This is a genomic window from Streptomyces sp. WM6372 (assembly GCF_001279655.1).
Classification (GTDB): Bacteria; Actinomycetota; Actinomycetes; order Streptomycetales; family Streptomycetaceae; genus Streptomyces.
The window spans coordinates 119,005-142,284 of the sequence record NZ_LGDB01000191.1 but is presented as its reverse complement, the minus strand read 5'-3'; the positions used below and the strand labels follow the sequence as shown (position 1 = coordinate 142,284).

Below are 23,280 nucleotides of genomic sequence, written 5' to 3'. Positions count from 1 at the left end.
AGCCCCTTCATGGCGTTTGGCAGTCGTGCCGCCGGTAAGCACCGTGGTTCCAGTCGTCTGAGCCGCAAGACCGCCGGTTACGCCGGCATAGCCGCCCTCGCCACCACCGGTGTCGTCGGCTCCCTCGCAGGCCCGGCGTTCGCCGCCTCGGACCAGGCCCCCTCCATGGAGGACACCGGCCTGAACGCCGTCGTGACCGCCGAGGACCTCCCCGGCCAGATCGAGGCCCAGGCCGACGCCCAGGAGCACGCGGCCGAGGCCGCGGCCCTCAAGGCGAAGGCGGAGGCCGACGCGAAGGCGCGCGCCGCCGAGGCCAAGCAGAAGGCCGAGGAGAAGGCGAAGGCCGAGCGCGACGCCGCCGAGCGTGCCGCCCGCGAGGAGGAGCGCAAGCGCCTCAACACCTTCGTCGCCCCCGTCGACGAGTCCTACATCAGCACCCAGTGGCACGCGGGCGGCGGCATGTGGTCCTCCGGCAGCCACACCGGCATCGACTTCCACGCGGCCTCCGGCACCACGGTGCACGCGGTCGGCATCGGCACCGTGGTCGAGGCCGGCTGGGGCGGCGCGTACGGCAACAACGTCGTCATCAAGCACGCCGACGGCACGTACACGCAGTACGGCCACATGTCCTCGCTGAGCGTCTCCGTCGGCGACCAGGTCACCGCCGGCCAGCAGATCGGCCTGTCGGGCTCCACCGGCAACTCCAGCGGCCCGCACCTGCACTTCGAGGCCCGTACCGGCGCCCAGTACGGCTCGGACATCGACCCGGTCGCGTACCTGCGCCAGCACGGCGTCAACGTCTGACCCGCAGCACCGAACCGAAGGCCCCGGCTCCCCGAGCCGGGGCCTTCGTGTTGGCTGTAAACATCTGCTATTTCCGCCCGCGCTCGGAATTTATCGCCCGGTGCAATAGAGTTCCCGTACGACAGTCGGCAGTCGGAGTCGGAATGAGGCGGAGGTCCGGACTTGCGTATTCCTGCGCACGCGGTATGCACGGCAATCCGCGAAGACATCGTCTCCGGGGTCTTCGAACCGGGCGCCCGGCTGACGGAGGAACTGCTGGCCCGCCGGTACGGGGTCTCCCGCGTCCCCGTCCGCGAGGCGCTGCGGACCCTGGAGTCCGAGGGCTTCGTCACCACCCGGCGGCACGCGGGCGCCTGCGTCGCCGAGCCCACCGAGCAGGAGGCGGCCGACCTCCTGGAGCTGCGCCTGCTGCTGGAGCCGCTGGCGGCCGCCCGCGCCGCCCGGCGGCGTACCGAGGGCCACCTCAAGGTGCTGCGCGGGCTGGTCAGACTGGGGCAGGAGCGGGCCAGGCGGGGTCAGGGAGAGGACCTGCGGTCCCTGGGTGGCTGGTTCCACGAGACCCTCGCCCAGGCCTCCGGCAGCCCTGGGCTGATCGTTCTGCTGACGCAGATGCGGCACAAGGTCGCCTGGATGTACGCCGTGGAGGCGCCGGCCCGGCCGGTGGACTCCTGGGCGGAGCACGGCGCGATCGTGGACGCGGTCGCCCGCGGCGACGCCGAGCGGGCCCGGGCGCTGACCGCGGTCCACGCGGACCGTGCGGCCGGGGCGCACCGGCTGCGGGTGAGGATTTCGCAACATGCCGTAAACACGGCGAGCGGTCCGCATTAACAAAGTCCGCGTATTAAAGAGTGGGGACTGCGGCTGAATTCCCGCCGCATACGCTCTCGTCCTGCGCGCCTGCGATGAATTCCCGAAAACGGCGGAACGAAGAAGCCGCGGCCACCGGAATAGCGGTGGTGGCCGCGGCTTCTTCGTGTGCCCGGGGTGAACCCGAAGGGTCAGACGGTCTCGGGGAGCTCCTCGAGGCCCTCGGCGACCAGCTTCGCGAGGCGGTCCAGCGCCGCCTCGGCGCCCTCGGCGTCGGACGCGAGGATGATCTCCTCGCCGCCCTGCGCACCCAGGCCCAGCACCGCGAGCATGGACGCGGCGTTGACGGGGTTCCCGTCGGCCTTCGCGATGGTCACCGGGACGCCGGAAGCGGTCGTCGCGCGGACGAAGATCGAGGCGGGACGAGCGTGCAGGCCCTCGGCCCAGCCGACGTTGACGCGGCGCTCTGCCATGGTGATGCCCTTCAGGTTCTTACGGTTGTCTAGACCAGTCTCTCACGACGTCCCTGATGCTCCGACCGACCTTCGGCCCGAATCCACCGCCGTTTGACCTCACCCAGCTTGCACTGGTTTGCCCGGGCTTGCCGCGTGCGCCGCGCAGGAGCTGTTCGGCCAGCCCTGGCCTTAAGATCGCCGCATGACCACCGCGTCGGACCCCTCGTACCCGGCCCACTGGGAAGCGGACGTCGTCCTGCGCGACGGCGGCACCGCCCGGATCCGGCCGATCACCACGGAGGACGCGGGCCGGCTGGTCAGCTTCTACGAGCAGGTCTCCGACGAGTCGAAGTACTACCGCTTCTTCGCGCCCTACCCCCGGCTCTCCGCCCGTGACGTGCACCGCTTCACCCACCACGACTACGTGGACCGCGTCGGCCTCGCGGCGACCATCGGCGAGGAGTTCATCGGCACCGTCCGCTACGACCGGATCGGCCCCGACGGCCGGCCCGCCTCCGCCCCCGCCGACGAGGCCGAGGTCGCCTTCCTCGTCCAGGACGCCCACCAGGGCCGCGGGGTCGCCTCGGCCCTCCTCGAACACATCGGCGCGGTCGCCCGCGAGCGGGGCATCCGCCGGTTCGCGGCCGAGGTGCTGCCCGCCAACAACAAGATGATCAAGGTGTTCAAGGACGCCGGGTACGAGCAGAAGCGCAGCTTCGAAGAAGGCTCCGTCCACCTCACCCTCGACCTCGAACCCACCGCCGAGTCCCTGGCCGTGCAGCGCGCCCGCGAGCAGCGCGCCGAGGCCCGCTCCGTGCAGCGGCTGCTGACCCCCCGCTCCGTGGCCGTCATCGGAGTCAGCCGCTCCGGCGGGGGCGTCGGCGCGGCGGCCCTGCGGAACCTGCGCGACAGCGGCTTCCGCGGCCACCTCTACGCCGTGAACGAGGCCGTCACCACCGACCTGCTGGACGGTGTACGGGCCTACCGCGCGCTCGGCGCCGTCGATGCCCCCGTCGACCTCGCGGTGATCGCGGTACCCGCCGAGCGGGTCCCCGAGGCCGTGGCCGCCTGCGGCGAACACGGGGTGCAGGGGCTCGTGGTGCTCTCCGCCGGGTACGGGGAGAGCGGCGCGGCCGGGCTCGACCGCCAGCGCGAACTGGTGCGCCAGGTGCGCTCGTACGGGATGCGGCTGATCGGGCCGAACGCGTACGGCGTGATCAACACCGCTCCCGAGGTCGGGCTCAACGCCTCCCTGACCCCGGCGCCCGCGCCGGTCCGGGGCCGCATCGGGCTGTTCACCCAGTCCGGGGCGATCGGCATCTCGCTGCTCTCCGCACTGCTGCGGCGGGGCGAGGGGCTGTCGTCCTTCGTCTCGGCGGGCAACCGGGCGGACGTCTCCGGGAACGACATCCTCCAGTACTGGTACGAGGACGAGGCGACCGACGTCGCGCTCATGTACCTCGAAACCCTCGGCAACCCGCGGAAGTTCACCCGCCTCGCGCGGCGGACGGCCGCCGTGAAGCCGGTGGTCGTCGCGCGGGGCGGCCGCCACACCCCGGCGGGGCACGTGGTCCCCGGGACCCGGCTGCCGGACGCAACGGTCTCGGACCTGCTGCGGCAGGCGGGGGTGATCCGGGTCGGCACGGTGACGGAGCTGGTGGACGTCGGGCTGCTGCTGGCCTCGCAGCCGCTGCCGGCCGGGCCGCGCGTGGCGATCCTCGGGAACTCGGAGTCGCTCGGCGTCCTCACCTACGACGCCTGCCTCGCGCAGGGGCTGCGGCCCGGGGCCCCGCAGGACCTGACGACGGCGGCGACGCCGCAGGACTTCCGGGTGGCGCTGGCCGCGGCGCTGGGCTCCGCCGAGAACGACGCGGTGATCGTCACCGTGATCCCCTGGGTGAACGAGCAGGAGCCGCAGGACGACCTGGCCGATGCCCTGCGGGACGCGGTGGCCGCGTACCCCGGCAAGCCGGTGGCGGTGGTCCACGTGGAACTGGCCGAGCTCGTCGACGCCCTGTCCCCGGCGGGGGCGCTGGCCCCGCGCACGCGCCCCACCGACGAGGACGAGGGCGGGTACGCCAGACCGGACGTACGGATCCCGGCGTACCCGGCCGCCGAGCGCGCCGTACGCGCGGTCGCCGAGGCCGTCCGGTACGGGCAGTGGCGCCGGGCCAACGCCGACACCGGACAGGTCCCCGAGTACGAGGACATCGACGAGGCCGGGGCGGCCGCCCGGCTCGCCGACCTCCTCGCCGACGTCGGTGAGGGTGTCGTCACCCTCACCGAGCCCGACGCCACCACGCTCCTCGCCCACTACGGGATCCGGGTGCTCCCCACCCTGCCGGCGCCCAGCGCCGACGCCGCCGTCCGGGCCGCCCGGAGCCTGGGCTACCCGGTCGCCCTCAAGACCACCGCCCCGCACCTGCGCCACCGCGCGGACCTCGGCGGCGTACGCCTCGACCTCGGGGGCGAGGCCGACCTGCGCCGCTCGTACGAGGAGCTCACCGACCTCCTCGGCACCCCCGACGAGCTGCTCCCCGTGGTCCAGGCCATGGTGCCCCGCGGGGTCGACACCGTCGTGCGGTCCGTGATCGACCCCGGCGCCGGCGCCGTCCTCTCCTTCGGCCTCGCCGGCGTCGCCTCCGAGCTGCTCGGCGACACCGCCCACCGCCTCGTCCCCGCCACCGACCGGGACGCCGCCGGGCTCATCCGGTCCATCCGGACCGCACCCCTCCTCTTCGGCTGGCGCGGCAGCGACCCCGTCGACACCCCCGCTCTCGAAGAGCTCCTGCTGCGGCTGTCCCGGCTCGTCGACGACCACCCCGAGGTGGTCGGCGTCACGCTCGAACCGGTCGTCGTCGCCACCGAGGGCCTCTCCGTGCTCAGCGCCGCCGTCCGCGTGGCCCACCCGCCGGCCCGCACCGACCTCGGTCCCCGGACGCTTCCCAGCTACTGACCGGCGCGCCAACCTCGGGAAGACGCGACCGGGGGCGCCCGGGGTGCCCCGCACGGGCCTTAGGATGGACCTCATGGCGAAATCCGGTACGACGACCCAGGGGCTGCGCACGGCGATCGAGCGCAGCGGCTACTACCCGGCCCTCGTGGCCGAGGCCGTGGAGGCCGCGGTGGGCGGCGAGCCGGTCTCGTCGTACCTGGTCCACCAGGAGACGACCTTCGACTCCAACGAGGTGCGCCGGCACGTCACCGTCCTGGTCCTGACCGGCAACCGCTTCATCGTGAGCCACACCGACGAGCAGGCCGCCGACGCCGGGTCCCCGTCCCCGTACGCGACCACCTCCACCGAGTCCGTCAAGATCGGCGCGATCTCCTCCGTGGTGCTCAGCCGCGTCGTCGCCAACCCCGAGTCGTACACCCCCGGCACCCTGCCCCGCGAGGTCGTCCTGACCATCGGCTGGGGCGCGGTCTCCCGGATCGACCTGGAGCCCGCCGCCTGCGGCGACCCGAACTGCGACTCCGACCACGGCTACACCGGCAACTCCACCGCCGACGACCTCAGCCTGCGCGTCAGCGAGGCCGGCGACGGCCCGGAGGCGGTCCGCCAGACCCTCGTGTTCGCGCAGGCGCTCAGCGAAGCGACGGCAGCCACGTCCACTTCCGCCCGCTGATGTCCTACTCCGCACCGTCGAACTGGGACGAGCCGGAGCTGCTGGACCTCACCGGCGCCCCCGTGCCGGAGTACGGCACCGGCTCGCTCGCCGACCTGCTGCCGACCCTCGTGGCCGGCCAGGGCGTCCCCGGGTTCGCCGCCGCGATCCCGGAGCTCACCCCCGCCGACCGGAACTGCGTGTTCCTGGTCGACGGCATGGGCTGGGAGCAGATCAAGGCCCACCCGGACGAGGCCCCGTACCTGACCTCCCTCCTCGGCAGCTCGCGCGGCGGCACCGGCCGCCCGATCACCGCGGGCTTCCCGGCGACCACCGCCACCTCGCTGGCCTCCGTCGGCACCGGTCTGCCGCCCGCCCGGCACGGCCTGCCCGGCTACGCCGTGCGCAACCCGGCCACCGGCGAGCTGATGAACCAGCTCCGCTGGCACCCCTGGACCCCGCCGAAGCCCTGGCAGCCGTACCCGACCGTCTTCCAGCAGGCCGACAAGGCGGGGGTGGCGACGGCGCAGGTGTCCTCGCCCGCCTTCCAGACCACCCCGCTCACCAAGATCGCGCTGAGCGGCGGCACCTTCCTCGGCCGGATGACCGGCGAGGAGCGGATGGACCTCGCGGCCGAGCGGCTCGCGGCCGGCGACCGCTCGCTGGTGTACACGTACTACAGCGAGCTCGACGGGGCCGGCCACCGGCACGGCGTGAACTCCGACGCCTGGCGCGGCCAGTTGATGTACGTCGACCGGCTGGTGCAGCGGCTCGCCGAACAACTCCCGCCGCGCACCGCGCTGTACGTGACCGCCGACCACGGCATGGTGGACGTCCCCTTCGACGAGGACTCCCGGATCGACTACGACGAGGACTGGGAGCTGGGCGCGGGCGTGGCCCTGCTCGGCGGCGAGGGCCGGGCCCGGCACGTGTACGCCGTACCCGGCGCCGAGGCCGACGTCCTGACCGTGTGGCGCGAGGTGCTGGGCGACCGGTTCTGGATCGCGAGCCGCGAAGAGGCCCTGGAACTGGGCTGGTTCGGGCCGCCGGGGGAGTGCGACGAGCGCGTGCTCGGCCGGATCGGCGACGTGGTCGCCGCCGCGTACACCGATGCCGCGATCACCGCGTCCGTGAACGAGCCCAACGAATCGGCGCTCGCCGGAATGCACGGCTCCATGACCGCGGCCGAGCAGCTGGTCCCGCTGCTCGAAATCCGCACCTGACCCGACCCGACCCCACCCGACCCGTCCCGCACATCCCTCCCGCTGACCACGACCCGAAAGGTCCCGTTCCTTCCATGCCTGAATTGGTGTTTTTCTCCGGCACGATGGACTGCGGGAAGAGTACGTTGGCGCTCCAGATCGCCCACAACCGGTCGGCGCGCGGGCTGCAGGGCGTGATCTTCACCCGTGACGACCGGGCGGGCGAGGGCAAGCTGTCCTCCCGCCTCGGTCTGGTGACGGAGGCGGTGGAGGCGCCGGAGGGCATGGACCTGTACGCGTACCTGGTCGCCGAGCTGTCCAAGGGCGGCAAGGCGGACTACGTGATCGTGGACGAGGCGCAGTTCCTCGCCCCCGACCAGATCGACCAGCTGGCGCGCGTCGTGGACGACCTGGACCTGGACGTCTTCGCCTTCGGCATCACCACGGACTTCCGCACCAAGCTCTTCCCCGGCTCGCAGCGCCTCATCGAGCTGGCCGACCGGATCGAGACCCTCCAGGTGGAGGCGATGTGCTGGTGCGGGGCGCGCGCCACCCACAACGCCCGCACGGTGGGCGGGGAGATGGTCGTGGAGGGCGAGCAGGTCGTCGTCGGCGACGTGAACCGCCCGGCGGAGGAGATCGGCTACGAGGTCCTCTGCCGCCGCCACCACCGCCGCCGCATGACGAGCGCCGCGGCCCACGCCGCCGCCCTCTCCCCGGACGTCCTCCCGGTCAACCACGGCTGAGCGCAGGGGCGGTCAGCGGCCGTTCGCGGGCCGGGACTCCACGAGCGTGAACACCGCGCCCTCCGGGTCGGTGACCGTGGACACCCTGCCGGTCAGCCCCTCGCGGGGCGGCTGGACGACGCGCCCGCCGAGCCGGTGGACGCGCGCCGCGGCCGTGTCGACGTCCTCCACCTCGAAGTACGTCATCCAGTGCGGGCCCCGGTCGTGCGGGAGCGAGCGCCCGACCCCGTGCACGGCGGCGACCGGGCGGCCGTCCAGCAGCAGCGTCACGTAGTCGAAGTCGGAGGTGGCCGTGGCGTGCGTCTCGGCCTCGTGGCCGAAGACGTGCTGGTAGAACTTGCCGACGGTCGACGTGTCCTGCGTGACCAGCTCGGCCCAGACCGGGGTGCCGGGGACGCCGGACAGCCGGGTCCCGATGTGCTCCTCGGCCTGCCAGATCCCGAAGATCGCCCCCAGCGGGTCGGAGCAGATCGCCACCCGCCCCTCACCGCCCGCGTCCAGCGGGCCCACCGCGACCGTGCCGCCGCAGGAGCGGATCGTCTCGGCCGTCGAGTCCGCGTCGTCGGTGGCGAAGTACGTGGTCCAGGCCACCGGAAGATGCCGGTCCGGCGGCATCTCGCCGATGCCGGCCACCTCCTGGCCGTCGAGCAGGGCGCGGACGTACGGGCCGAAGGGCTGGGGGCCGGGCTCGTACTCCCAGCGGAACAGGTCGGTGTAGAAGGCCTCGGTGCTCCCGAGCCCGTGCACCATCAGACTCGACCAGCACGGCGTGCCGGGCGGGCGCCGCGTTTCTTCCGGTTCCTCGGTCATGTCAGCGCTCTCCTCCGTCGTCGCTCATCCCGGACCAGATGCTTCCACTACGGCGGGTCCGGCGCGCCACGACCGGCCGGGTTTCGCCGACGCGGGGAGAGATGACCGAATCGATGCGGCCTGTCGGTGTCGGGCTTGTTACACGGGCCGCGGAGCGGGGAGGAAGATGGGCCGCATGACTGCGAACTCTGCGCCTCCTGTGATCGTTTCCGCCGCCGAACTGATGGACGAGCTGGCCGGTTCCCGGCCGCCGGCGCTGCTCGACGTCCGCTGGCAGCTGGGCGGTCCGAACCTGCGCTCCGCGTACGAGGCGGGCCACCTGCCGGGGGCGGTGTACGTGGACCTCGACCGCGAACTGGCAGGTCCGCCGGGATCGGGCGGGCGTCACCCGCTGCCGCAGCCGGAGGAGTTCGGCGCGGTGATGCGCCGCGCCGGGGTCTCGGCGGACGCGCCGGTGGTCGTGTACGACGGGGGTCTCGGCTGGGCCGCCGCACGCGCGTGGTGGCTGTTGCGCTGGACGGGTCACGCGGACGTACGGGTGCTGGACGGGGGGCTGGCCGCGTGGACGGCCGCGGGCGGGCCGGTGACAGCCGATAGCGTCACCGTTACGGAGGGCGATTTCAAGCCAAACGCGGGGGCGCTGGGGCTGCTGGACGCGGACGCAGCCGCGGCGCTCGCGCGCGCCGGGATCCTGCTGGACGCACGGGCGGGGGAGCGGTACCGGGGCGAGGTCGAGCCGATCGACCCGGTCGGCGGGCACATCCCGGGAGCGGTGTCGGCGCCGACGACGGAGAACGTCGACGCGGACGGGAAGTTCCTCGCGGCGGACGCGCTGCGGGCGCGGTTCGCCGGGCTGGGCGCCGCGGGCGGGGCGCCGGTGGGGGTGTACTGCGGTTCGGGGGTCTCGGGGGCGCACGAGGTGCTCGCGCTGGCGGTGGCCGGGATTCCGGCCGCCCTGTACGCGGGCAGCTGGTCGGAATGGTCCGCGGACCCGGCCCGGCCCGTGGCGACGGGCCCGGACCCGCAGTAGCGGGGCTGAGCCCGGCGGGATTCGCGTCCCGGGCAGGATCCAGGTCACGGGCAGGAGCCCCGTCCCGGGCAGGATCCAGGTCACGGGCAGGATCCCCGTCCTGGCGGGATCCCCGTCCTGGCGGGATTCGCGTCCCGGGCGGGAGGCGAATCCCGCCCGGGCTACTCCTGTTTCTTGCGGCGGGTGCCGAAGACGATCTCGTCCCAGCTCGGGACCGCCGCGCGGCGGCCCGGGCGGACGCCGTCGGCCTCCGCCTGGCGGTCCGTGGTGCCCGTGAGGCGGTCGCGGTGGCCCGCCACCGTGCGCGGCATCAGCACGTCCGCGTACGCGGAGCCGGCGCCGGCGCTCGCCGAGGCCGCCGGGGGCTCCTCCGCCTCCGGCTCTTCCTCCGCCGGGGGCTCGGGGCGTTCGGGGACCACCAGGTCGCCGCGGAAGCTGGGTACGGCCTCCAACAGGCTCGTCAGGCTGTCCCGTTCCTCCTCGGGCTCAGGCGCGGGCGCCGCGTTGTGGGCGGTTCGCTCCAACTGGCGGTCCAGGGCGCGGTCCAGAGGCCGGTCCCTCGGCAGCCGCGCGATCCTCGGCACGAACGGGAAGCTCGGCTCCGGTGTCGCCGGCAGGTCGTCCGCCTCGCCGATCAGCGAGCGGGCCTCGTCGTCCACGGCCACGACCAGCCGGCGCGGCGGGTCGTACGTCCAGCTAGCCGAGTGCGGTTCGCCCGCGACCCGGTAGACCAGCAGGACCTCCCACGTGCCGTCGTCGCGGCGCCAGGAGTCCCACTGCACGGACTCCTTCTCGGCGCCGCGCAGCGTGAGCCGCTCCTGCACGGCCTCGCCGAGCTGGGGTCCGGTGTTCTCTCCGGGGCGGCGCACGGGCGTCTTGCGGGCGCGCTCCGCCATGAACGCGCGCTCGGCCAGCACCGGGCCCTCGAAGCGGCGTACGCGGTCGACGGGGATGCCGGCGAGTTGGGCGACCTCCTCAGCGGAGGCACCGGCCCGTATGCGGGCCTGAATGTCACGGGGGCGGAGGTGGCTCTCCACCTCGATCTCGATCTGGTTCAGGCGCGCGCGGTCGTTGCGCACGGCAGCCCGCAGCCGCTCGTCGATCGGAAGCGTGTACTCCGTGCTGTCCGCAGCCTTGAGCACCAGTCGTGTGCCGTCATTTGAGACGGCCACGACACGCAGTTCGGGCATGGGGACCTCCCGGGTGGTGCCTGCCGACGTCACGTGCGTCGCTGCTTCCGCTAGTCGAGTGTGGCCTGCCCGGGTGCAGCCTGCCACAACCTTGCCGAGTTCAACCGGCGTGTCGGGCATGCGCCCTTGATCGCCGTTATGGCACGGTTACCTGTTGGGCACGCACAGTGACCGAATGATTACTGTGCGCATCAGGAATGCGTGCAATGCCGCGGCATCACCGGTCTCGAGTGCCGTTTCTCCATCAGTCGGCCCCCTCTCCCGAGTCCGGACATCCGAAAGGAAGGACGGCCCCAGGGCTCGCCACAGTACTCCATTCGGGCCACCTGGGTGGACCGCCGCGCCGCCGAACTTGTCGTGGGCGGCGGGAGTTGGGCTGCCCCGAATCGGGCGGGACCTGCGTGCGCGTCCGATTTCGCGTGTCCTGCTTCACAGAATCCACAGAAACGGAACTAATCGTTTCGCTCGTCGGTCAGTAACTGCTGAGAGCGGTGAAGCGCGAGACGTCGCGAGAGGCAGAACACACAGGGGATGAGGATGGGTCAGAAGGCCACGCCCGGGGTCGAACCGGGGTCCGTCACGGACGGGGCGGACGGCGCGGAAGGCGTCGAGAAGAAGCTCGATCTGAGCGTGGCCCAGATCGCGGGCTCCTCCCTCGCCACCGTCGCCGCGGCCCTGCTCGCCTCGAAGCTGGGGGTCTACGGCACCATCCTCGGCGCCGGCGTGGTCAGCGTGGTCGCCACCGCGGGCGGCCCCGTCATCCAGCACTTCTTCAAGCGCACCGGCGACCAGCTGCGCGAGAGCGCCCGGCCCAGGGCCCGTCAGGTCCCGCCGCCCGGCGAGGAGAAGGCGCCCGACGGCACCCTGCTGCTCCGTGCGACGGCGCCCTCCGGCGAGTTCGGCGCGGCCACCGTCCACGGCACCCGCGTACGGGGCTGGAAGCGGACGGCGGTGGCCTCGGGCGCGGCCTTCGCCATCGCGCTCGGCGGCCTCGGGGCCTACGAGGCCTTCTCCGGCACGGCGATCAGCCGGGGCGGCGGAACCATCTGGTCCGGCGGCACGCACAAGGTGGGCGACGAGCGGCCGGCCGGCCCCGGCAAGGAGTCCGGTACCGGCGGGAAGGGCGGGGCGACCCCGGACTCCGGGGCCTCCCCCAGCCCTTCGGCTCAGCACGGCGGCCGGGGCCCGAGCCCGAGTCCGAGCCCCGACCCTTCGTCCCCGGACTCCTCCGACTCCGGTGGCCCGGCGCCGAGTCCGAGCCCGCCGACCCCGACCACGAGCCCGAAACCCACGCCCACCCCGACCCCCACCCCGAAGCCGACACCCACGCCGGCCCCGAGCGGCAAGGGTCAGCAGCAGGCTCCCTGAGCCGGGTTACTCGCCCAGGATCCTGCGCAGGTAGTCGTTGCCGAACAGCCGGTCCGGGTCCAGCCGGTCCCGCAGCGCGGTGAACTCGCCGAAGCGCGGGTAGACGCCGGCGAAGTACTCCGCGTCCCGCGTGTGCACCTTGCCCCAGTGCGGCCGCCCGCCGTGCGCGGTAAAGATCCGCTCGGCAGCCGTGAAGTAGGCCTGGTACGGGGTGCCCTTGTACATGTGCACCGCGATGTACGCGGTCTCGCGCCCCGAGGCCGTCGACAGCGCGATGTCGTCCGCCGGAGCCGTCCGCACCTCCACCGGGAAGCTGATGCGCAGCCCGGAGCGGTCGACCATCGACTTGAGCTCCCGCAGCGCCCCGACCACCTGCTCGCGCGGCAGCGCGTACTCCATCTCCACGAACCGCACCCGGCGCGGGCTGGTGAACACCTTGTACGGGATGTCCGTGTAGGTGCGCGCGGACAGGGCGCGGCTGGCGATGCGGGCGATGGAGGGGATGGTCGCCGGGACGGCGCGGCCGAGGGAATTCACGGCCTGGAAGACCCCGTTGGACAGCAGCTCGTCCTCGACCCAGGCGCTCACGGCTCCGGGCGGGGCGGCGGGGCCCTGGCTGCGGTTGTTGCGCTTGGTGTTGCAGTTGCCGGTGTGCGGGAACCAGTAGAACTCGAAGTGCTCGTTCTCCGCGAAGTGCTGTTCGAACTCGGCGGTCACCCGGTCGAAGGCCATGGGCTCCTCACGGGCGGTCAGGAAGAAGACCGGCTCCACGGCGAAGGTGATCGCGGTGACGATGCCCAGGGCGCCGATGCCGATCCGGGCGGCCGCGAAGACGTCCGGATTCTCCTTCTCGGAGCACGTCAGCAGCCGGCCGTCCGCCGTGACCAGCTCCAGGCCGCGGATCTGGGCGGCGATGGAGGCCGAGTCCTGGCCGGTGCCGTGGGTTCCGGTGCTGGTGGCGCCGGAGACCGTCTGCTCCATGATGTCGCCCATGTTGGTGAGCGAGAGACCCTCCCGGGCCAGGGCGACGTTCAGGTCCTTGAGCACCGTGCCCGCGGCCACCGTCACGGTGCCGGCGGTCCGGTCGATCTCGCGGATCCCGGCCAGCGCCTGCGGACGTATGAGGACGCCGTCGGTCGCGGCGGCCGCGGTGAAGGAGTGGCCCGTGCCGACCGCCTTGACCTTCAGCCCGTCCTCGGCGGCCCGGCGCACCGCCTCCTGAAGCTCCCCGACCGAGGCCGGGGTCACCACGCGGGCGGGCGTGGCCGTGACGTTGCCCGCCCAGTTATGCCACGCGGTCGCCCTGCTGCTCTGCCCTGCTGTCGCCGTCCCCATCGGTTGCTGGCTCCTCCCCTTGCGCCGGCTTCGACAGCCGGCGGTATCCCGCGAACGCAACCGCCGCCGCGGCCACTCCCGACGAGATGGAGACGACGTACCCGCTGCGCGCCCCGGAGGCGTCGATGACCAGTCCCGTCACCGATGAGCCGACCGCGACGCCGACCGCGAGGCCGGTGCTGATCCAGGTCATGCCCTCGGTCAGCTTCGCGCGTGGTACGTGCGCCTCGATCAGGGCCATCGTGGTGATCATCGTGGGAGCGATGGCGAGGCCCGAGACGAAGAGCGCCACGGCCAGAAACGGAAGGTTCCCGGCCAGTAGGAGGGGGATCATACTCACGGCCATCGCACATACGCCCAGTACCCAACGGCGTTCGCTCTTGCCCTTGAGGTGGAGGAGGCCGAAGACGATGCCCGCCAGGCAGGATCCGAACGCCCAGATGGCCAGGACGAGGCTCGCCGAGGACTTGTGTCCCTGCTCCTCGGCGAAGGCCAGCGTGGACACGTCGATGGAGCCGAAGATCGCGCCGGTCGCCACGAACGTCGCCGTCAGCACCTGGAGTCCGGGGGAGCGCAGGGCCGAGGTGCGGTTCCCGTGCTCCTCGCGCGGGTGCGGCTCGGGCTCGGTGGAGCGCTGCGCGGTGAGCAGCCAGACCCCGACGAGCAGGCAGAGGGCGGCGATCAGCGGGCCGGCCTCGGGGAACCAGGTGGTGGACAGGCCGATGGCGATGATCGGGCCGAAGATGAAGCAGACCTCGTCCACGACGGACTCGAAGGAGTACGCGGTGTGCAGTTCGCGCGGGGAGTCCCGGTAGATCACGGTCCACCGGGCGCGGACCATCGAGCCGACGCTCGGCACGCAGCCCGCCACGGCCGCGCAGACGAAGAGGGTCCAGTCCGGCCACCCGTTGGCTGCGGCCACCAGCAGGACGGCGACCGAGGCCACGCAGATGAGGGTGGCGGGACGCAGCACCCGCCGCTGCCCGTACTGGTCCACCAGGCGGGAGACCTGGGGGCCGATGAACGCGGCGGCCAGGGCCAGGGTGCCGGTGAGGGCGCTCGCCATGGCGTAGCGGCCGGTGATCTCGGAGATCATCGTCAGGATGCCGACGCCCACCATGGATATGGGCAGGCGGCCTATGAGGCCTGCGGCGCTGAACCCCACGGTGCCGGGGGCCGCGAATATCGCGCGGTAGGGACTGGGCAAGGTGCCCTCCGTAAGGGACGTCATTGGCCCATACAGGTTACGACCGCCGACAAGGCACCCGCACGGGGAGAATCCGGACCAGGGCCCGGACCAGGACCCGGATCGGGAACTTAGGGTTACCTTACCCAGGTTGCGGCGCGGGTGCGCCGCCGGGCCGGTTCCCGGGCGCGGATGCCGGGTGGCAGGATGCGGACCATGTCAGACCAGCTCCGCGCCGCCGCCTCGCCCCCGGCCGAAGGCCTCGCCGCCCCGTACGACGCCCTCCTGCTGCTCTCCTTCGGCGGTCCGGAAGGACCCGACGACGTCGTGCCGTTCCTGGAGAACGTCACGCGCGGACGCGGCATCCCGCGCGAGCGGCTCAAGGAGGTCGGGCAGCACTACTTCGGCTTCGGCGGGGTCAGCCCGATCAACGGGCAGAACCGCGAGCTGCTGGACGCCCTGCGCAAGGACTTCGCCGAGCACGGACTGGACCTGCCCGTGTACTGGGGCAACCGGAACTGGGCCCCGTACCTCACGGACGTGATGCGGGAGATGGCCGCCGACGGGCGCCGCCGCATCGCGGTGCTCGCGACCAGCGCGTACGCCTCGTACTCGGGCTGCCGGCAGTACCGCGAGAACCTCGCCGACGCGCTGGCGGCGCTGGTGGAGGACGGCGCCGCCGAGCTGCCGAAGGTCGACAAGCTGCGGCACTACTTCAACCACCCCGGCTTCGTGCAGCCGATGATCGACGGGGTACTCGCCGCGCTGGAGTCGCTGCCGCAGGAGGTGCGCGCCGGCGCGCACCTCGCCTTCACCACCCATTCGATCCCGACCGCGTCCGCCGACACCTCCGGCCCGGTCGAGGAGCACACCGCCGGCGGCGAGGGCGGCGCGTACGTCAGGCAGCACCTGGACGTCGCGCAGGTGATCGCGGACGCGGTGCGGGCCGAGACGGGCACGGAGCTGCCCTGGGAGCTCGTCTACCAGTCGCGCAGCGGGGCCCCGCACATCCCGTGGCTGGAGCCGGACATCTGCGACCACCTGGAGGCGCTGCACGGAGCCGGGGCGCCGGCGGTGGTGATGGTGCCGATCGGGTTCGTCTCCGACCACATGGAGGTCCTGTACGACCTCGACACGGAGGCCACCGCGAAGGCCGCGGAGCTCGGGCTGCCGATCGCCCGGTCGGCGACCGTCGGGGCCGACCCGCGGTTCGCGGCCGCGGTCCGTGAGCTGGTGCTGGAGCGCGCCGCCGCGGAGCGGGGCGAGCCGGTGGAGCGGTGCGCGCTGGGGCTGCTCGGGCCCGGCCACGACCTGTGCGCGGTGGGCTGCTGCCCGGCGCGCGGGCCCCGGCCGGCGGCCGCGGGCGCCGACAGTCCGTACGCCTAGGAAAGGGCGAGCGTGATCTCCGAAGAGCTGAAGGCCGAACTGCTGGACGTGGGGCTGGACGCCGCCCGGCAGGCCGGGGAGCTGCTGCGGGACGGCCGGCCGGCCGATCTCGCGGTGGCGGCGACCAAGAGCAGCCCGATCGACGTGGTGACCGAGATGGACATCGCGGCGGAGAAGCTGATCACCGGGATCCTCGCGCGGCGGCGCCCCGAGGACGGGCTGCTGGGCGAGGAGGGCGCCGACGTCCCCGGCACCAGCGGGGTGCGGTGGGTCGTGGACCCGCTGGACGGCACCGTCAACTACCTGTACGGGCTGCCCAGCTGGAGCGTGTCGATCGCCGCCGAGTACGAGGGCCGGACCGTGGTCGGGGTCGTGGCGGCCCCGATGCGGCGCGAGACGTACCACGCGGTGCGCGGGGGCGGGGCCTGGCTGGGCGGGGTCCGCCTCGCCTGCCGGGCGGCGGCGCCGCTGGACCAGGCGCTGGTCGGGACGGGCTTCGCCTACCTCCAGACGCGCAAGGAGCAGCAGGCGGAGGTGGCCCGGCGGGTGATCCCCCGGGTGCGGGACATCCGGCGCGGCGGCTCGGCGGCGCTGGACCTCAGCGACGTGGCCGCCGGGCGGCTGGACGCCTACTACGAGCGCGGGCTGAACCCCTGGGACCTGGCCGCGGGCGAGCTGATCGCCCGGGAGGCCGGGGCGCTCACGGGCGGGCGGCCCGGGCAGCCCGCCTCGGGGGAGCTGGCGCTGGCCGCCACGCCGGCGGTGTTCGCCTCGCTCCAGCCGCTGCTGGACGAGGCCGGGGCCTGGCACGACTGACGAGACCGCGCCCCGGCGCGGGGGAGCCCCGGCGCGGGGAGCCCCTGCATGAGGGAGCCCCGGTTGAGGGAACCCCGGCATGAGGGAACCCCGGCCGCCGCACTGCGGCTGCCGGGGTTCTGGCTGGACTGGAGGTTGTCAGCAGGCGGAGACGGAGACCGGAACGCCGTGTTCGGCGGCGAGGCGCTGGAGATCTTCCAGTTCCGCCTGCTCCACTTCCACGAGGAAGTCGTCGCCCGTCTGGCGGGCCTGCTCAAGGTCCGTCTGCGTGGCCCGGATGCGCTGCAGGAGACCCGCGGTGAATGCGTCCATGGTGGGTTCGCCCCCTCTTCGTGGGTCGGCGGCGGCACGTGGCAGTCCGCCGTCAGGGAGTGGTTGGGGTGTGCTGTCGTCCTCCCCGGCACCCTGGGCCCAGAAACCTCGGGAGGCGAGGGAATCCTCACTTCCGGCCCCCGAGGGCCCCGGAGGGGCGCCTTACAGCCGGTTTACGGCTGAAACGGGCAGGATGGACGACGCAATACACGTGTGCCCTCAGGGCTCGATGGAAGGAAACGACGTGCGCGTACTCGTCGTCGAGGACGAGCAGCTGCTCGCCGATGCGGTGGCCACCGGGCTGCGCCGGGAGGCCATGGCCGTGGACGTCGTGTACGACGGCGCCGCGGCCCTGGAGCGCGTCGGGGTGAACGACTACGACGTGGTCGTGCTCGACCGGGACCTCCCCCTCGTGCACGGTGACGACGTCTGCCGGAAGATCGTCGAGCTCGGCATGCCCACCCGCGTGCTGATGCTGACGGCGTCCGGTGACGTGAGCGACCGGGTGGAAGGCCTGGAGCTGGGCGCGGACGACTACCTGCCCAAGCCCTTCGCGTTCAGCGAGCTGACCGCCCGCGTGCGCGCCCTGGGGCGGCGCACCACCGTCGCCCTGCCCCCCGTACTGGAGCGGGCCGGGATCAAGCTCGACCCGAACCGGCGCGAGGTGTTCCGTGACGGCAGGGAGGTGCAGCTGGCGCCCAAGGAGTTCGCGGTGCTGGAGGTTCTCATGCGGAGCGAGGGGACCGTCGTCTCCGCCGAGCAGCTGCTGGAGAAGGCATGGGACGAGAACACCGACCCGTTCACCAACGTGGTGCGGGTGACGGTCATGACCCTGCGGCGCAAGCTGGGGGAGCCGCCGGTCATCGTGACCGTGCCCGGCTCCGGCTACCGGATCTGACGCGCGTGGCGGCGACCCCGGCACCGCCAACGGTGCCGCCGAGACCGACCTGGGACCCCGGCCAGCCCGAGGGTCCCTTCCCTTGGCTGCGGCCCACCATCCGCATACGCCTCACGCTGCTCTACGGCGGGATGTTCCTGATCGCCGGCATCCTGCTGCTGTCGATCATCTACCTGCTGGCGGCGCAGGCCCTGCGCGAGGGCAACGGGCTGCCGTACAAGATCCTGGGCGGCACGGACATCCAGGTCACCAGCACCTGCCCCGGCGTGGTCGGCAAGATCCAGTCGCCCGACCAGTTCAACTCGGTGATCAACACCTGCATCCTGGAGCAGCGCCGGCACGCGCTGGACGACCTGCTCAGCCGGTCGCTGATGGCCCTGCTCGGCCTCAGCATCATCGCCTTCGCCTTCGGCTACGCGATGGCCGGCCGGGTGCTCTCGCCGCTCGGCAAGATCACCCGGACCGCCCGCCGGGTGGTCGGCTCCGACCTGACCCGGCGGATCGAGCTGGACGGGCCGGACGACGAGCTCAAGGAGCTCGCCGACACCTTCGACGAGATGCTCGACCGGCTGGAGCGGGCCTTCACCGCGCAGCAGCGCTTCGTCGCGAACGCCTCGCACGAGCTGCGCACCCCGCTGGCCATCAACCGGACGCTGCTGGAGGTGCACCTGTCCGACCCGGGTGCGCCGGTGGAGCTCCAGCAGCTGGGCAAGACGCTGCTGGCGACCAACGAGCGCAGCGAGCAGCTGGTCGAGGGCCTGTTGCTGCTGGCCCGCAGCGACAACCAGATAGTCGAGCGCAAACCCGTGGACCTGGCGGAGGTCGCCTCGCGCGCCATCGACCAGGCGCGCGGGGAGGCGGCGGTGAAGGGTGTGGAGATCCGGGGCGAACGGGCGCCGGCCGTGGTGCAGGGCAACGGCGTCCTGCTGGAGCGGATCGCGCTCAACCTGGTGCAGAACGCCGTCCGGTACAACGTGCCGGAGGACGGCTGGGTGGAGGTCACCACCGAGTCCCAGCACGGCCAGGCGATCCTCATCGTCTCGAACACGGGTCCCGTGGTTCCCGCGTACGAGGTGGACAACCTCTTCGAGCCCTTCAGACGGCTGCGTACGGAGCGCACGGGCAGCGACAAGGGTGTCGGGCTCGGTCTGTCGATCGCGCGCTCTGTGGCCCGCGCACACGGCGGGCGGATCTCGGCGACGCCGCGCGAGGGCGGTGGCCTCGTGATGCGTGTCACTTTGCCCCTGTGAGTCCCCGACCGCTTGTTCGCTCTTGGCTGAATGATGAGGGGGTGGCGAGGATGGCGCTTGTGTGATCGATCACATTGTCGAGTGTTGGATCATGTGCGTTCAGTGACCCCGAAGGGGGCCGGAAAGCCCGGGAAGTCCGGGTTTCCCGCCCCTCGAACGGCGGGAAATACACGGGGTGGCGTTTGTGCAAGACGGCCCCCGGACCGTGTACGGTCCCGGTCGTCATCCCAGCCAATCGCTCCTTCAGGTGTGCGGCTGGGTGTCGATTGAGTAACAGACCTTGATGTGAGGCAAAATCTCCGCCTCAGGTCGGGCACAAGTCCGGCCTCTCGCGCGTTACGTGCGCTGAGACACCGCTAAATCCCAGAGGGGGAGAGCGAAAAATGGCAACGGACTACGACACCCCACGCAAGACCGACGACGACGTCGACAACGACAGCATTGAAGAGCTGAAGGCCCGGCGCAACGAGAAGTCGTCTTCGAGCGTCGACGTCGACGACTTCGACGCGGCGGAGGGCATGGAGCTCCCCGGCGCAGACCTCTCCAACGAGGAACTGGCCGTTCGGGTGCTGCCCAAGCAGGCCGATGAGTTCACCTGCATGAGCTGCTTCCTGGTGCACCACCGCAGCCAGCTGGCACGCGAGAAGAACGGCCAGCCGATCTGCCGCGACTGCGACTGAGAGGCGTCGGCCGTGACCGGCTCGACACCGTTTCGGAAGCGACGCTTCCGAAAAGCTGGTGATCCGGTGGAGGCGCAAGAGGCGGCCACGGGCCCGGAAACGGGCCCAGCAGCCTCCGGCGTACCCGCCGTGTCGTCCGGCACCGCCGTGGCGGTGCCGTCGGCCGCAGAGTCCGGCGAGGGAGCCCGGCGCAGGTCCGGGGCTCGTCGGCTGCAAGCCGTCAAGAGCGGTGTGCGCAAGGGCGGCGAACATGTCAGGGCCGCCGTCCAGCACGTCGCGGACCGCATCATCGAGAACGCACCGCGCGTTCCGGTTCGGGACCTCGCGACCCTGCGCGCGCAGTTCCCGGGCCTCGGTCCCGATCAGCTTGCCGACAAGCTGATCGCGGGCGCCGCGTACGGCACCTCCACGGTGGGCGCCGGCATCGGAGCCGCGGCCATGCTGCCGGTGCCGCCCGCGATGCCCGCCGAACTGGCCGCGGAGATCACCGGGGTCGCCGCCATCGAGCTGAAGCTCGTCGCGGAACTCCACGAGGTGTACGGCCGGAGACCGGCCGGAAACCTCAGGGAACGCAGCCTCGCCTACCTGACCGCGTGGACGGAGGAGCGCGGGGTGGACCTGACCAAGCCGACGACGCTGAACATCGCGCTCGGCGGTCAGATGAAGCGCGAACTGCGCCAACAGATCATGAAGCGGACGTTCCGCAACCTGCCGAACCTGCTGCCGTTCATGGTGGGCGCCACCGTCGGGGCGGTCATGAACCACCGCGACACCCGCAAACTCGCCGAGAAGGTCCGTGCCGACCTGCGGGGCCGGGCCGTGGCCTGGGACTCCCTGACGCAGCTTCCGCCCCTTGAGCAGCCCTCCGAGCCCCTTCCCGAGGCCATCAGGGATGCCATCGAAGGCTCGGTCGGCGACTGGCCCCCGGCCTGACGTCCGGCGGGTGCGGCAGGCTCAGCCCTTGGCCGCCCGGATCGCCGAGACCAGCGCCTGCGGCTCCCGGGTCGAGACGTACGCGTACGGGGTCGGGTCCTCGGGGTCGATGATCGGGACGCGCACCGCCGTCGGGACGTAACTGCGCAGCAGCATGAAGGCGCGCGTGTCCGCCTTGTACGTGCGCCAGGCGCGCGCCTCCTCCGCGTCGAGCACCTCGGGCTCGCCCAGGGCCGCCACCGGGATCCGCGCCTCACCGGCCGCCAGCGCACCGTTCACCACGCGCACGCGCGCGGAGCCGTACGAGCTCACCACCAGCCCCGCCAGCGCGGTGCCCCCGACCAGCCCCGCCAGCAGCGGCAGCGTGCCCAGCGGCAGCAGCATCAGCGCGCACGCCAGGCCGATGAGCACGGCGATGGCCCACCAGGAGCGGGGGGCGGTCAGACGTTCGTCGTGGTGCGCGGGGGAGAGCTGCATGGCGTCAAGCCTGCCACGGGGCGACCGGCGGGTAGCGGCGCGGGTAAGGTCTGCGCCTGTGAGTGGACGAAACACAGCGTTGACGCCCCCGGCCGATGCCACCGCACCGGTCCGGCACCCCGACGCCCCGGCGCCCGGCGAGCTGCTCGGTGCGCACTACGGGCACTGCTTCGGCTGCGGCGAGGGCCAGCCCCACGGACTCCACCTGGAGGCCCGTGCCGGGGAGGGCGTCCGCGTCAGTGCCGAGTTCACCGTCAAGCCCGCGCACCAGGGTGCCCCCGGCCTCGCCCACGGCGGCGTGCTCGCCACCGCCCTCGACGAGACGCTGGGCTCCCTGAACTGGCTGCTGCGCGTCATCGCGGTGACGGGACGGCTGGAGACCGACTTCGTGCGGCCCGTGCCCGTGGGCACCGTGCTGTACCTGGAGGCCGAGGTGACCGCCGTCGCCGGGCGCAAGATCTACTCCACCGCGGTCGGCCGGATAGGCGGGCCCGAGGGCCCGGTCGCCGTGCGCGCAGACGCGCTCTTCATCGAAGTGAAGGTCGACCACTTCATCGACAACGGTCGGCCCGAGGAGATCCGGGCGGCGATGTCCGACCCGGACCAGGTCAGGCGCACGCGCGCCTTCGAGGTGAACCCCTGATGTCTGAGAACAGCCACGCCCCGATCGACGTGCTCATCAAGCGCGTCGACCCGGAGGTGCCCCTGCCCGCGTACGGCCACCCCGGCGACGCCGGCTGCGACCTGGTGACCACCGAGGCGGCCGTGCTGGAGCCCGGCGAGCGCACCGTACTGCCCACGGGGGTGTCCATCGCCCTGCCCGACGGGTACGCGGCGTTCGTGCACCCGCGCTCGGGCCTGGCCGCCCGCTGCGGGCTCGCGCTCGTGAATGCCCCGGGGACGGTGGATGCCGGGTACCGTGGGGAGATCAAGGTGATCGTGGTCAATCTCGACCCGCGCGAGAGCGTCCGGTTCGAGCGCTTCGACCGCATTGCCCAGCTGGTTGTCCAGAGGGTCGAGAAGGTGCGCTTCCACGAGGTGGCGGAACTTCCCGGCTCGGCGCGGGCCGAGGGGGGTTTCGGCTCCACCGGCGGTCATGCGGCCGTGGCCGGATCCGGCGCTGGTCAGCAGGGTGGGAATGGCTACGCTTCGGTCGTATCCGACCGGGAAGGACAGTGACGTGTTCGGACGTCGCAAGAAGAACGACTCCGCCAAGGACGGCGGCGCGGCCGAGCAGGTCGTGGACGGCGTGGCTGCCGATGAGCAGGACGGCGGCGAGGAGCTCGACTCCGCGCCCCGCCGCAGGGTGAATCTGCCGCCGGCCCCGCGGCCCGACGGCCCCTGGGACGTCTCCGAGGTGCCCGGTGCGCCCGAGGAGGGTCGCGTCGACCTGGGCGGCATTCTCGTACCGGGTGTCGAGGGCATGGAACTGCGCGTCGAGGTCGCCGGGGACGCGATCGTCGCCGCGACGGTCGTCCTCGGCGACAGCGCCGTACAGCTGCAGGCCTTCGCGGCGCCCAAGAAGGAAGGCATCTGGGGCGAGGTCCGCGACGAGATCGCCACGGGCATCACCCAGCAGGGCGGCATCATCGACGAGGTCGAGGGTCCGCTGGGCTGGGAGCTGCGCGCCCAGGTGCCCGTACCGATGCCCGACGGCCAGACCGGCGCCCAGCTGGTCCGCTTCGTCGGCGTCGACGGCCCGCGCTGGTTCCTGCGCGGCGTCATCTCCGGCCAGGGCGCGGTGCGCCCCGAGTCGGCGGGCGTGCTGGAGCAGATCTTCCGCGAGACCGTCATCGTGCGCGGCGACGGCCCGATGGCTCCGCGCGACCCGATCGTGCTGAAGCTGCCGAACGACGCCCAGATGGTGCCGGACGGCGTGCAGACCGAGGACCAGGAGGGCTCCCGCTTCTCCGGCGGCATGGGCCAGCTGGAGCAGGGTCCGACGATCACCGAGGTCCGCTGACCCGGCTGATCCAGATCCCGGCTCCCC

The 23,280-nt window shown here is 72.5% G+C and carries 24 protein-coding genes; 17 read left to right on the top strand and 7 right to left on the bottom strand.

Annotated features, from left to right (window positions below; all coding sequences use genetic code 11):
• The first annotated feature begins 9 nt into the window (after window positions 1–9).
• Complete coding sequence (locus ADK52_RS21590) at window positions 10–804, top strand: M23 family metallopeptidase (protein WP_053691475.1); 795 nt, start codon at window positions 10–12, stop codon at window positions 802–804.
• Window positions 805–966: 162 nt separating this feature from the next.
• Window positions 967–1,632 carry a GntR family transcriptional regulator gene (locus ADK52_RS21585; protein ID WP_053691474.1) on the top strand — a complete coding sequence of 222 codons (666 nt, stop codon included), beginning with the start codon at window positions 967–969 and terminating at the stop codon, window positions 1,630–1,632.
• 170 nt (window positions 1,633–1,802) lie between these two features.
• Here ADK52_RS21585 and ADK52_RS21580 read toward each other — a convergent pair whose 3' ends face one another.
• Window positions 1,803–2,084, bottom strand: a complete 282-nt coding sequence (locus ADK52_RS21580) for an HPr family phosphocarrier protein (protein ID WP_053691473.1) — start codon at window positions 2,082–2,084, stop codon at window positions 1,803–1,805.
• 184 nt (window positions 2,085–2,268) lie between these two features.
• Between ADK52_RS21580 and ADK52_RS21575 the strand changes: the two genes are divergently transcribed.
• From ADK52_RS21575 to ADK52_RS21560, 4 genes are all read left to right on the top strand, one after another.
• On the top strand, window positions 2,269–5,022 hold the full coding sequence (locus ADK52_RS21575) for a bifunctional GNAT family N-acetyltransferase/acetate--CoA ligase family protein (protein WP_053691472.1): 2,754 nt from the start codon (window positions 2,269–2,271) through the stop codon (window positions 5,020–5,022).
• 64 nt (window positions 5,023–5,086) lie between these two features.
• Window positions 5,087–5,692: a DUF5998 family protein gene (locus ADK52_RS21570; RefSeq protein WP_078988504.1), complete on the top strand. Its 606-nt coding sequence runs from the start codon at window positions 5,087–5,089 to the stop codon at window positions 5,690–5,692.
• On the top strand, window positions 5,692–6,894 hold the full coding sequence (locus ADK52_RS21565) for an alkaline phosphatase family protein (protein WP_053691470.1): 1,203 nt from the start codon (window positions 5,692–5,694) through the stop codon (window positions 6,892–6,894). Before ADK52_RS21570 ends, ADK52_RS21565 begins: the two co-directional genes overlap by 1 nt.
• Before the next feature lie 74 nt (window positions 6,895–6,968).
• Window positions 6,969–7,619 carry a thymidine kinase gene (locus ADK52_RS21560; protein ID WP_053691469.1) on the top strand — a complete coding sequence of 217 codons (651 nt, stop codon included), beginning with the start codon at window positions 6,969–6,971 and terminating at the stop codon, window positions 7,617–7,619.
• A 12-nt stretch (window positions 7,620–7,631) separates the two neighbouring features.
• Here the strand turns inward: ADK52_RS21560 and ADK52_RS21555 are convergent, their stop codons facing one another.
• Complete coding sequence (locus ADK52_RS21555) at window positions 7,632–8,429, bottom strand: VOC family protein (protein WP_053691468.1); 798 nt, start codon at window positions 8,427–8,429, stop codon at window positions 7,632–7,634.
• Window positions 8,430–8,604: 175 nt separating this feature from the next.
• Here ADK52_RS21555 and ADK52_RS21550 point away from each other — a divergent pair, with 175 nt between their 5' ends.
• Window positions 8,605–9,459, top strand: coding sequence for a sulfurtransferase (locus ADK52_RS21550; protein WP_053691467.1), 855 nt, complete (start codon window positions 8,605–8,607; stop codon window positions 9,457–9,459).
• 161 nt (window positions 9,460–9,620) lie between these two features.
• Here the strand turns inward: ADK52_RS21550 and sepH are convergent, their stop codons facing one another.
• The gene (sepH, locus tag ADK52_RS21545) at window positions 9,621–10,649 is read right to left on the bottom strand and encodes a septation protein SepH (protein WP_053691466.1); all 1,029 of its coding nucleotides are present in this window, start codon (window positions 10,647–10,649) and stop codon (window positions 9,621–9,623) included.
• A gap of 537 nt (window positions 10,650–11,186) precedes the next feature.
• On the opposite strand from sepH, the gene ADK52_RS21540 reads away from it, so the two are divergent.
• Window positions 11,187–12,017, top strand: a complete 831-nt coding sequence (locus tag ADK52_RS21540) for a hypothetical protein (protein ID WP_063783901.1) — start codon at window positions 11,187–11,189, stop codon at window positions 12,015–12,017.
• 6 nt (window positions 12,018–12,023) lie between these two features.
• On the opposite strand, the gene ADK52_RS21535 is transcribed toward ADK52_RS21540, so the two are convergent.
• Window positions 12,024–13,352: a D-arabinono-1,4-lactone oxidase gene (locus tag ADK52_RS21535; protein WP_053691464.1), complete on the bottom strand. Its 1,329-nt coding sequence runs from the start codon at window positions 13,350–13,352 to the stop codon at window positions 12,024–12,026.
• Window positions 13,303–14,559 (bottom strand): MFS transporter, encoded by a 1,257-nt coding sequence (locus ADK52_RS21530; protein ID WP_053691463.1) that lies wholly within the window; start codon window positions 14,557–14,559, stop codon window positions 13,303–13,305. Before ADK52_RS21530 ends, ADK52_RS21535 begins: the two co-directional genes overlap by 50 nt.
• A gap of 195 nt (window positions 14,560–14,754) precedes the next feature.
• Between ADK52_RS21530 and ADK52_RS21525 the strand changes: the two genes are divergently transcribed.
• On the top strand, window positions 14,755–15,924 hold the full coding sequence (locus ADK52_RS21525) for a ferrochelatase (protein ID WP_053691462.1): 1,170 nt from the start codon (window positions 14,755–14,757) through the stop codon (window positions 15,922–15,924).
• Between the two features lie 12 nt (window positions 15,925–15,936).
• Entirely contained in the window at window positions 15,937–16,740 is an 804-nt protein-coding gene (locus ADK52_RS21520) for an inositol monophosphatase family protein (RefSeq protein ID WP_420714923.1), read from the top strand.
• A gap of 138 nt (window positions 16,741–16,878) precedes the next feature.
• On the opposite strand, the gene ADK52_RS43060 is transcribed toward ADK52_RS21520, so the two are convergent.
• Window positions 16,879–17,052: a hypothetical protein gene (locus ADK52_RS43060; protein ID WP_166682034.1), complete on the bottom strand. Its 174-nt coding sequence runs from the start codon at window positions 17,050–17,052 to the stop codon at window positions 16,879–16,881.
• A 244-nt stretch (window positions 17,053–17,296) separates the two neighbouring features.
• On the opposite strand from ADK52_RS43060, the gene ADK52_RS21515 reads away from it, so the two are divergent.
• The 4 genes from ADK52_RS21515 to ADK52_RS21500 all read left to right on the top strand — a co-directional run bounded on the left by ADK52_RS21515 (window position 17,297) and on the right by ADK52_RS21500 (window position 20,813).
• Window positions 17,297–17,950 (top strand): response regulator transcription factor, encoded by a 654-nt coding sequence (locus ADK52_RS21515; protein ID WP_030206113.1) that lies wholly within the window; start codon window positions 17,297–17,299, stop codon window positions 17,948–17,950.
• Window positions 17,951–17,955: 5 nt separating this feature from the next.
• Window positions 17,956–19,200, top strand: a complete 1,245-nt coding sequence (locus ADK52_RS21510) for a sensor histidine kinase (protein ID WP_053691461.1) — start codon at window positions 17,956–17,958, stop codon at window positions 19,198–19,200.
• 383 nt (window positions 19,201–19,583) lie between these two features.
• Complete coding sequence (locus tag ADK52_RS21505; RefSeq protein WP_030154344.1) at window positions 19,584–19,880, top strand: DUF4193 domain-containing protein; 297 nt, start codon at window positions 19,584–19,586, stop codon at window positions 19,878–19,880.
• A 12-nt stretch (window positions 19,881–19,892) separates the two neighbouring features.
• Window positions 19,893–20,813, top strand: coding sequence for a hypothetical protein (locus ADK52_RS21500; protein WP_053691460.1), 921 nt, complete (start codon window positions 19,893–19,895; stop codon window positions 20,811–20,813).
• 21 nt (window positions 20,814–20,834) lie between these two features.
• On the opposite strand, the gene ADK52_RS21495 is transcribed toward ADK52_RS21500, so the two are convergent.
• Window positions 20,835–21,290 carry a DUF3093 domain-containing protein gene (locus tag ADK52_RS21495; RefSeq protein ID WP_053691459.1) on the bottom strand — a complete coding sequence of 152 codons (456 nt, stop codon included), beginning with the start codon at window positions 21,288–21,290 and terminating at the stop codon, window positions 20,835–20,837.
• A 58-nt stretch (window positions 21,291–21,348) separates the two neighbouring features.
• Here ADK52_RS21495 and ADK52_RS21490 point away from each other — a divergent pair, with 58 nt between their 5' ends.
• Genes ADK52_RS21490 through ADK52_RS21480 form a run of 3 tightly spaced genes read left to right on the top strand, consistent with a single transcriptional unit; the run spans window position 21,349 to window position 23,253 of the window.
• Window positions 21,349–21,933 (top strand): PaaI family thioesterase, encoded by a 585-nt coding sequence (locus ADK52_RS21490; protein WP_053691458.1) that lies wholly within the window; start codon window positions 21,349–21,351, stop codon window positions 21,931–21,933.
• The gene (gene dut / locus ADK52_RS21485; protein WP_053691457.1) at window positions 21,933–22,469 is read left to right on the top strand and encodes a dUTP diphosphatase; all 537 of its coding nucleotides are present in this window, start codon (window positions 21,933–21,935) and stop codon (window positions 22,467–22,469) included. The genes ADK52_RS21490 and dut overlap by 1 nt, the downstream gene beginning before the upstream one ends.
• Window position 22,470: 1 nt before the next feature.
• Window positions 22,471–23,253: a DUF3710 domain-containing protein gene (locus tag ADK52_RS21480; protein WP_053691456.1), complete on the top strand. Its 783-nt coding sequence runs from the start codon at window positions 22,471–22,473 to the stop codon at window positions 23,251–23,253.
• The last annotated feature ends 27 nt before the right edge of the window (window positions 23,254–23,280 follow it).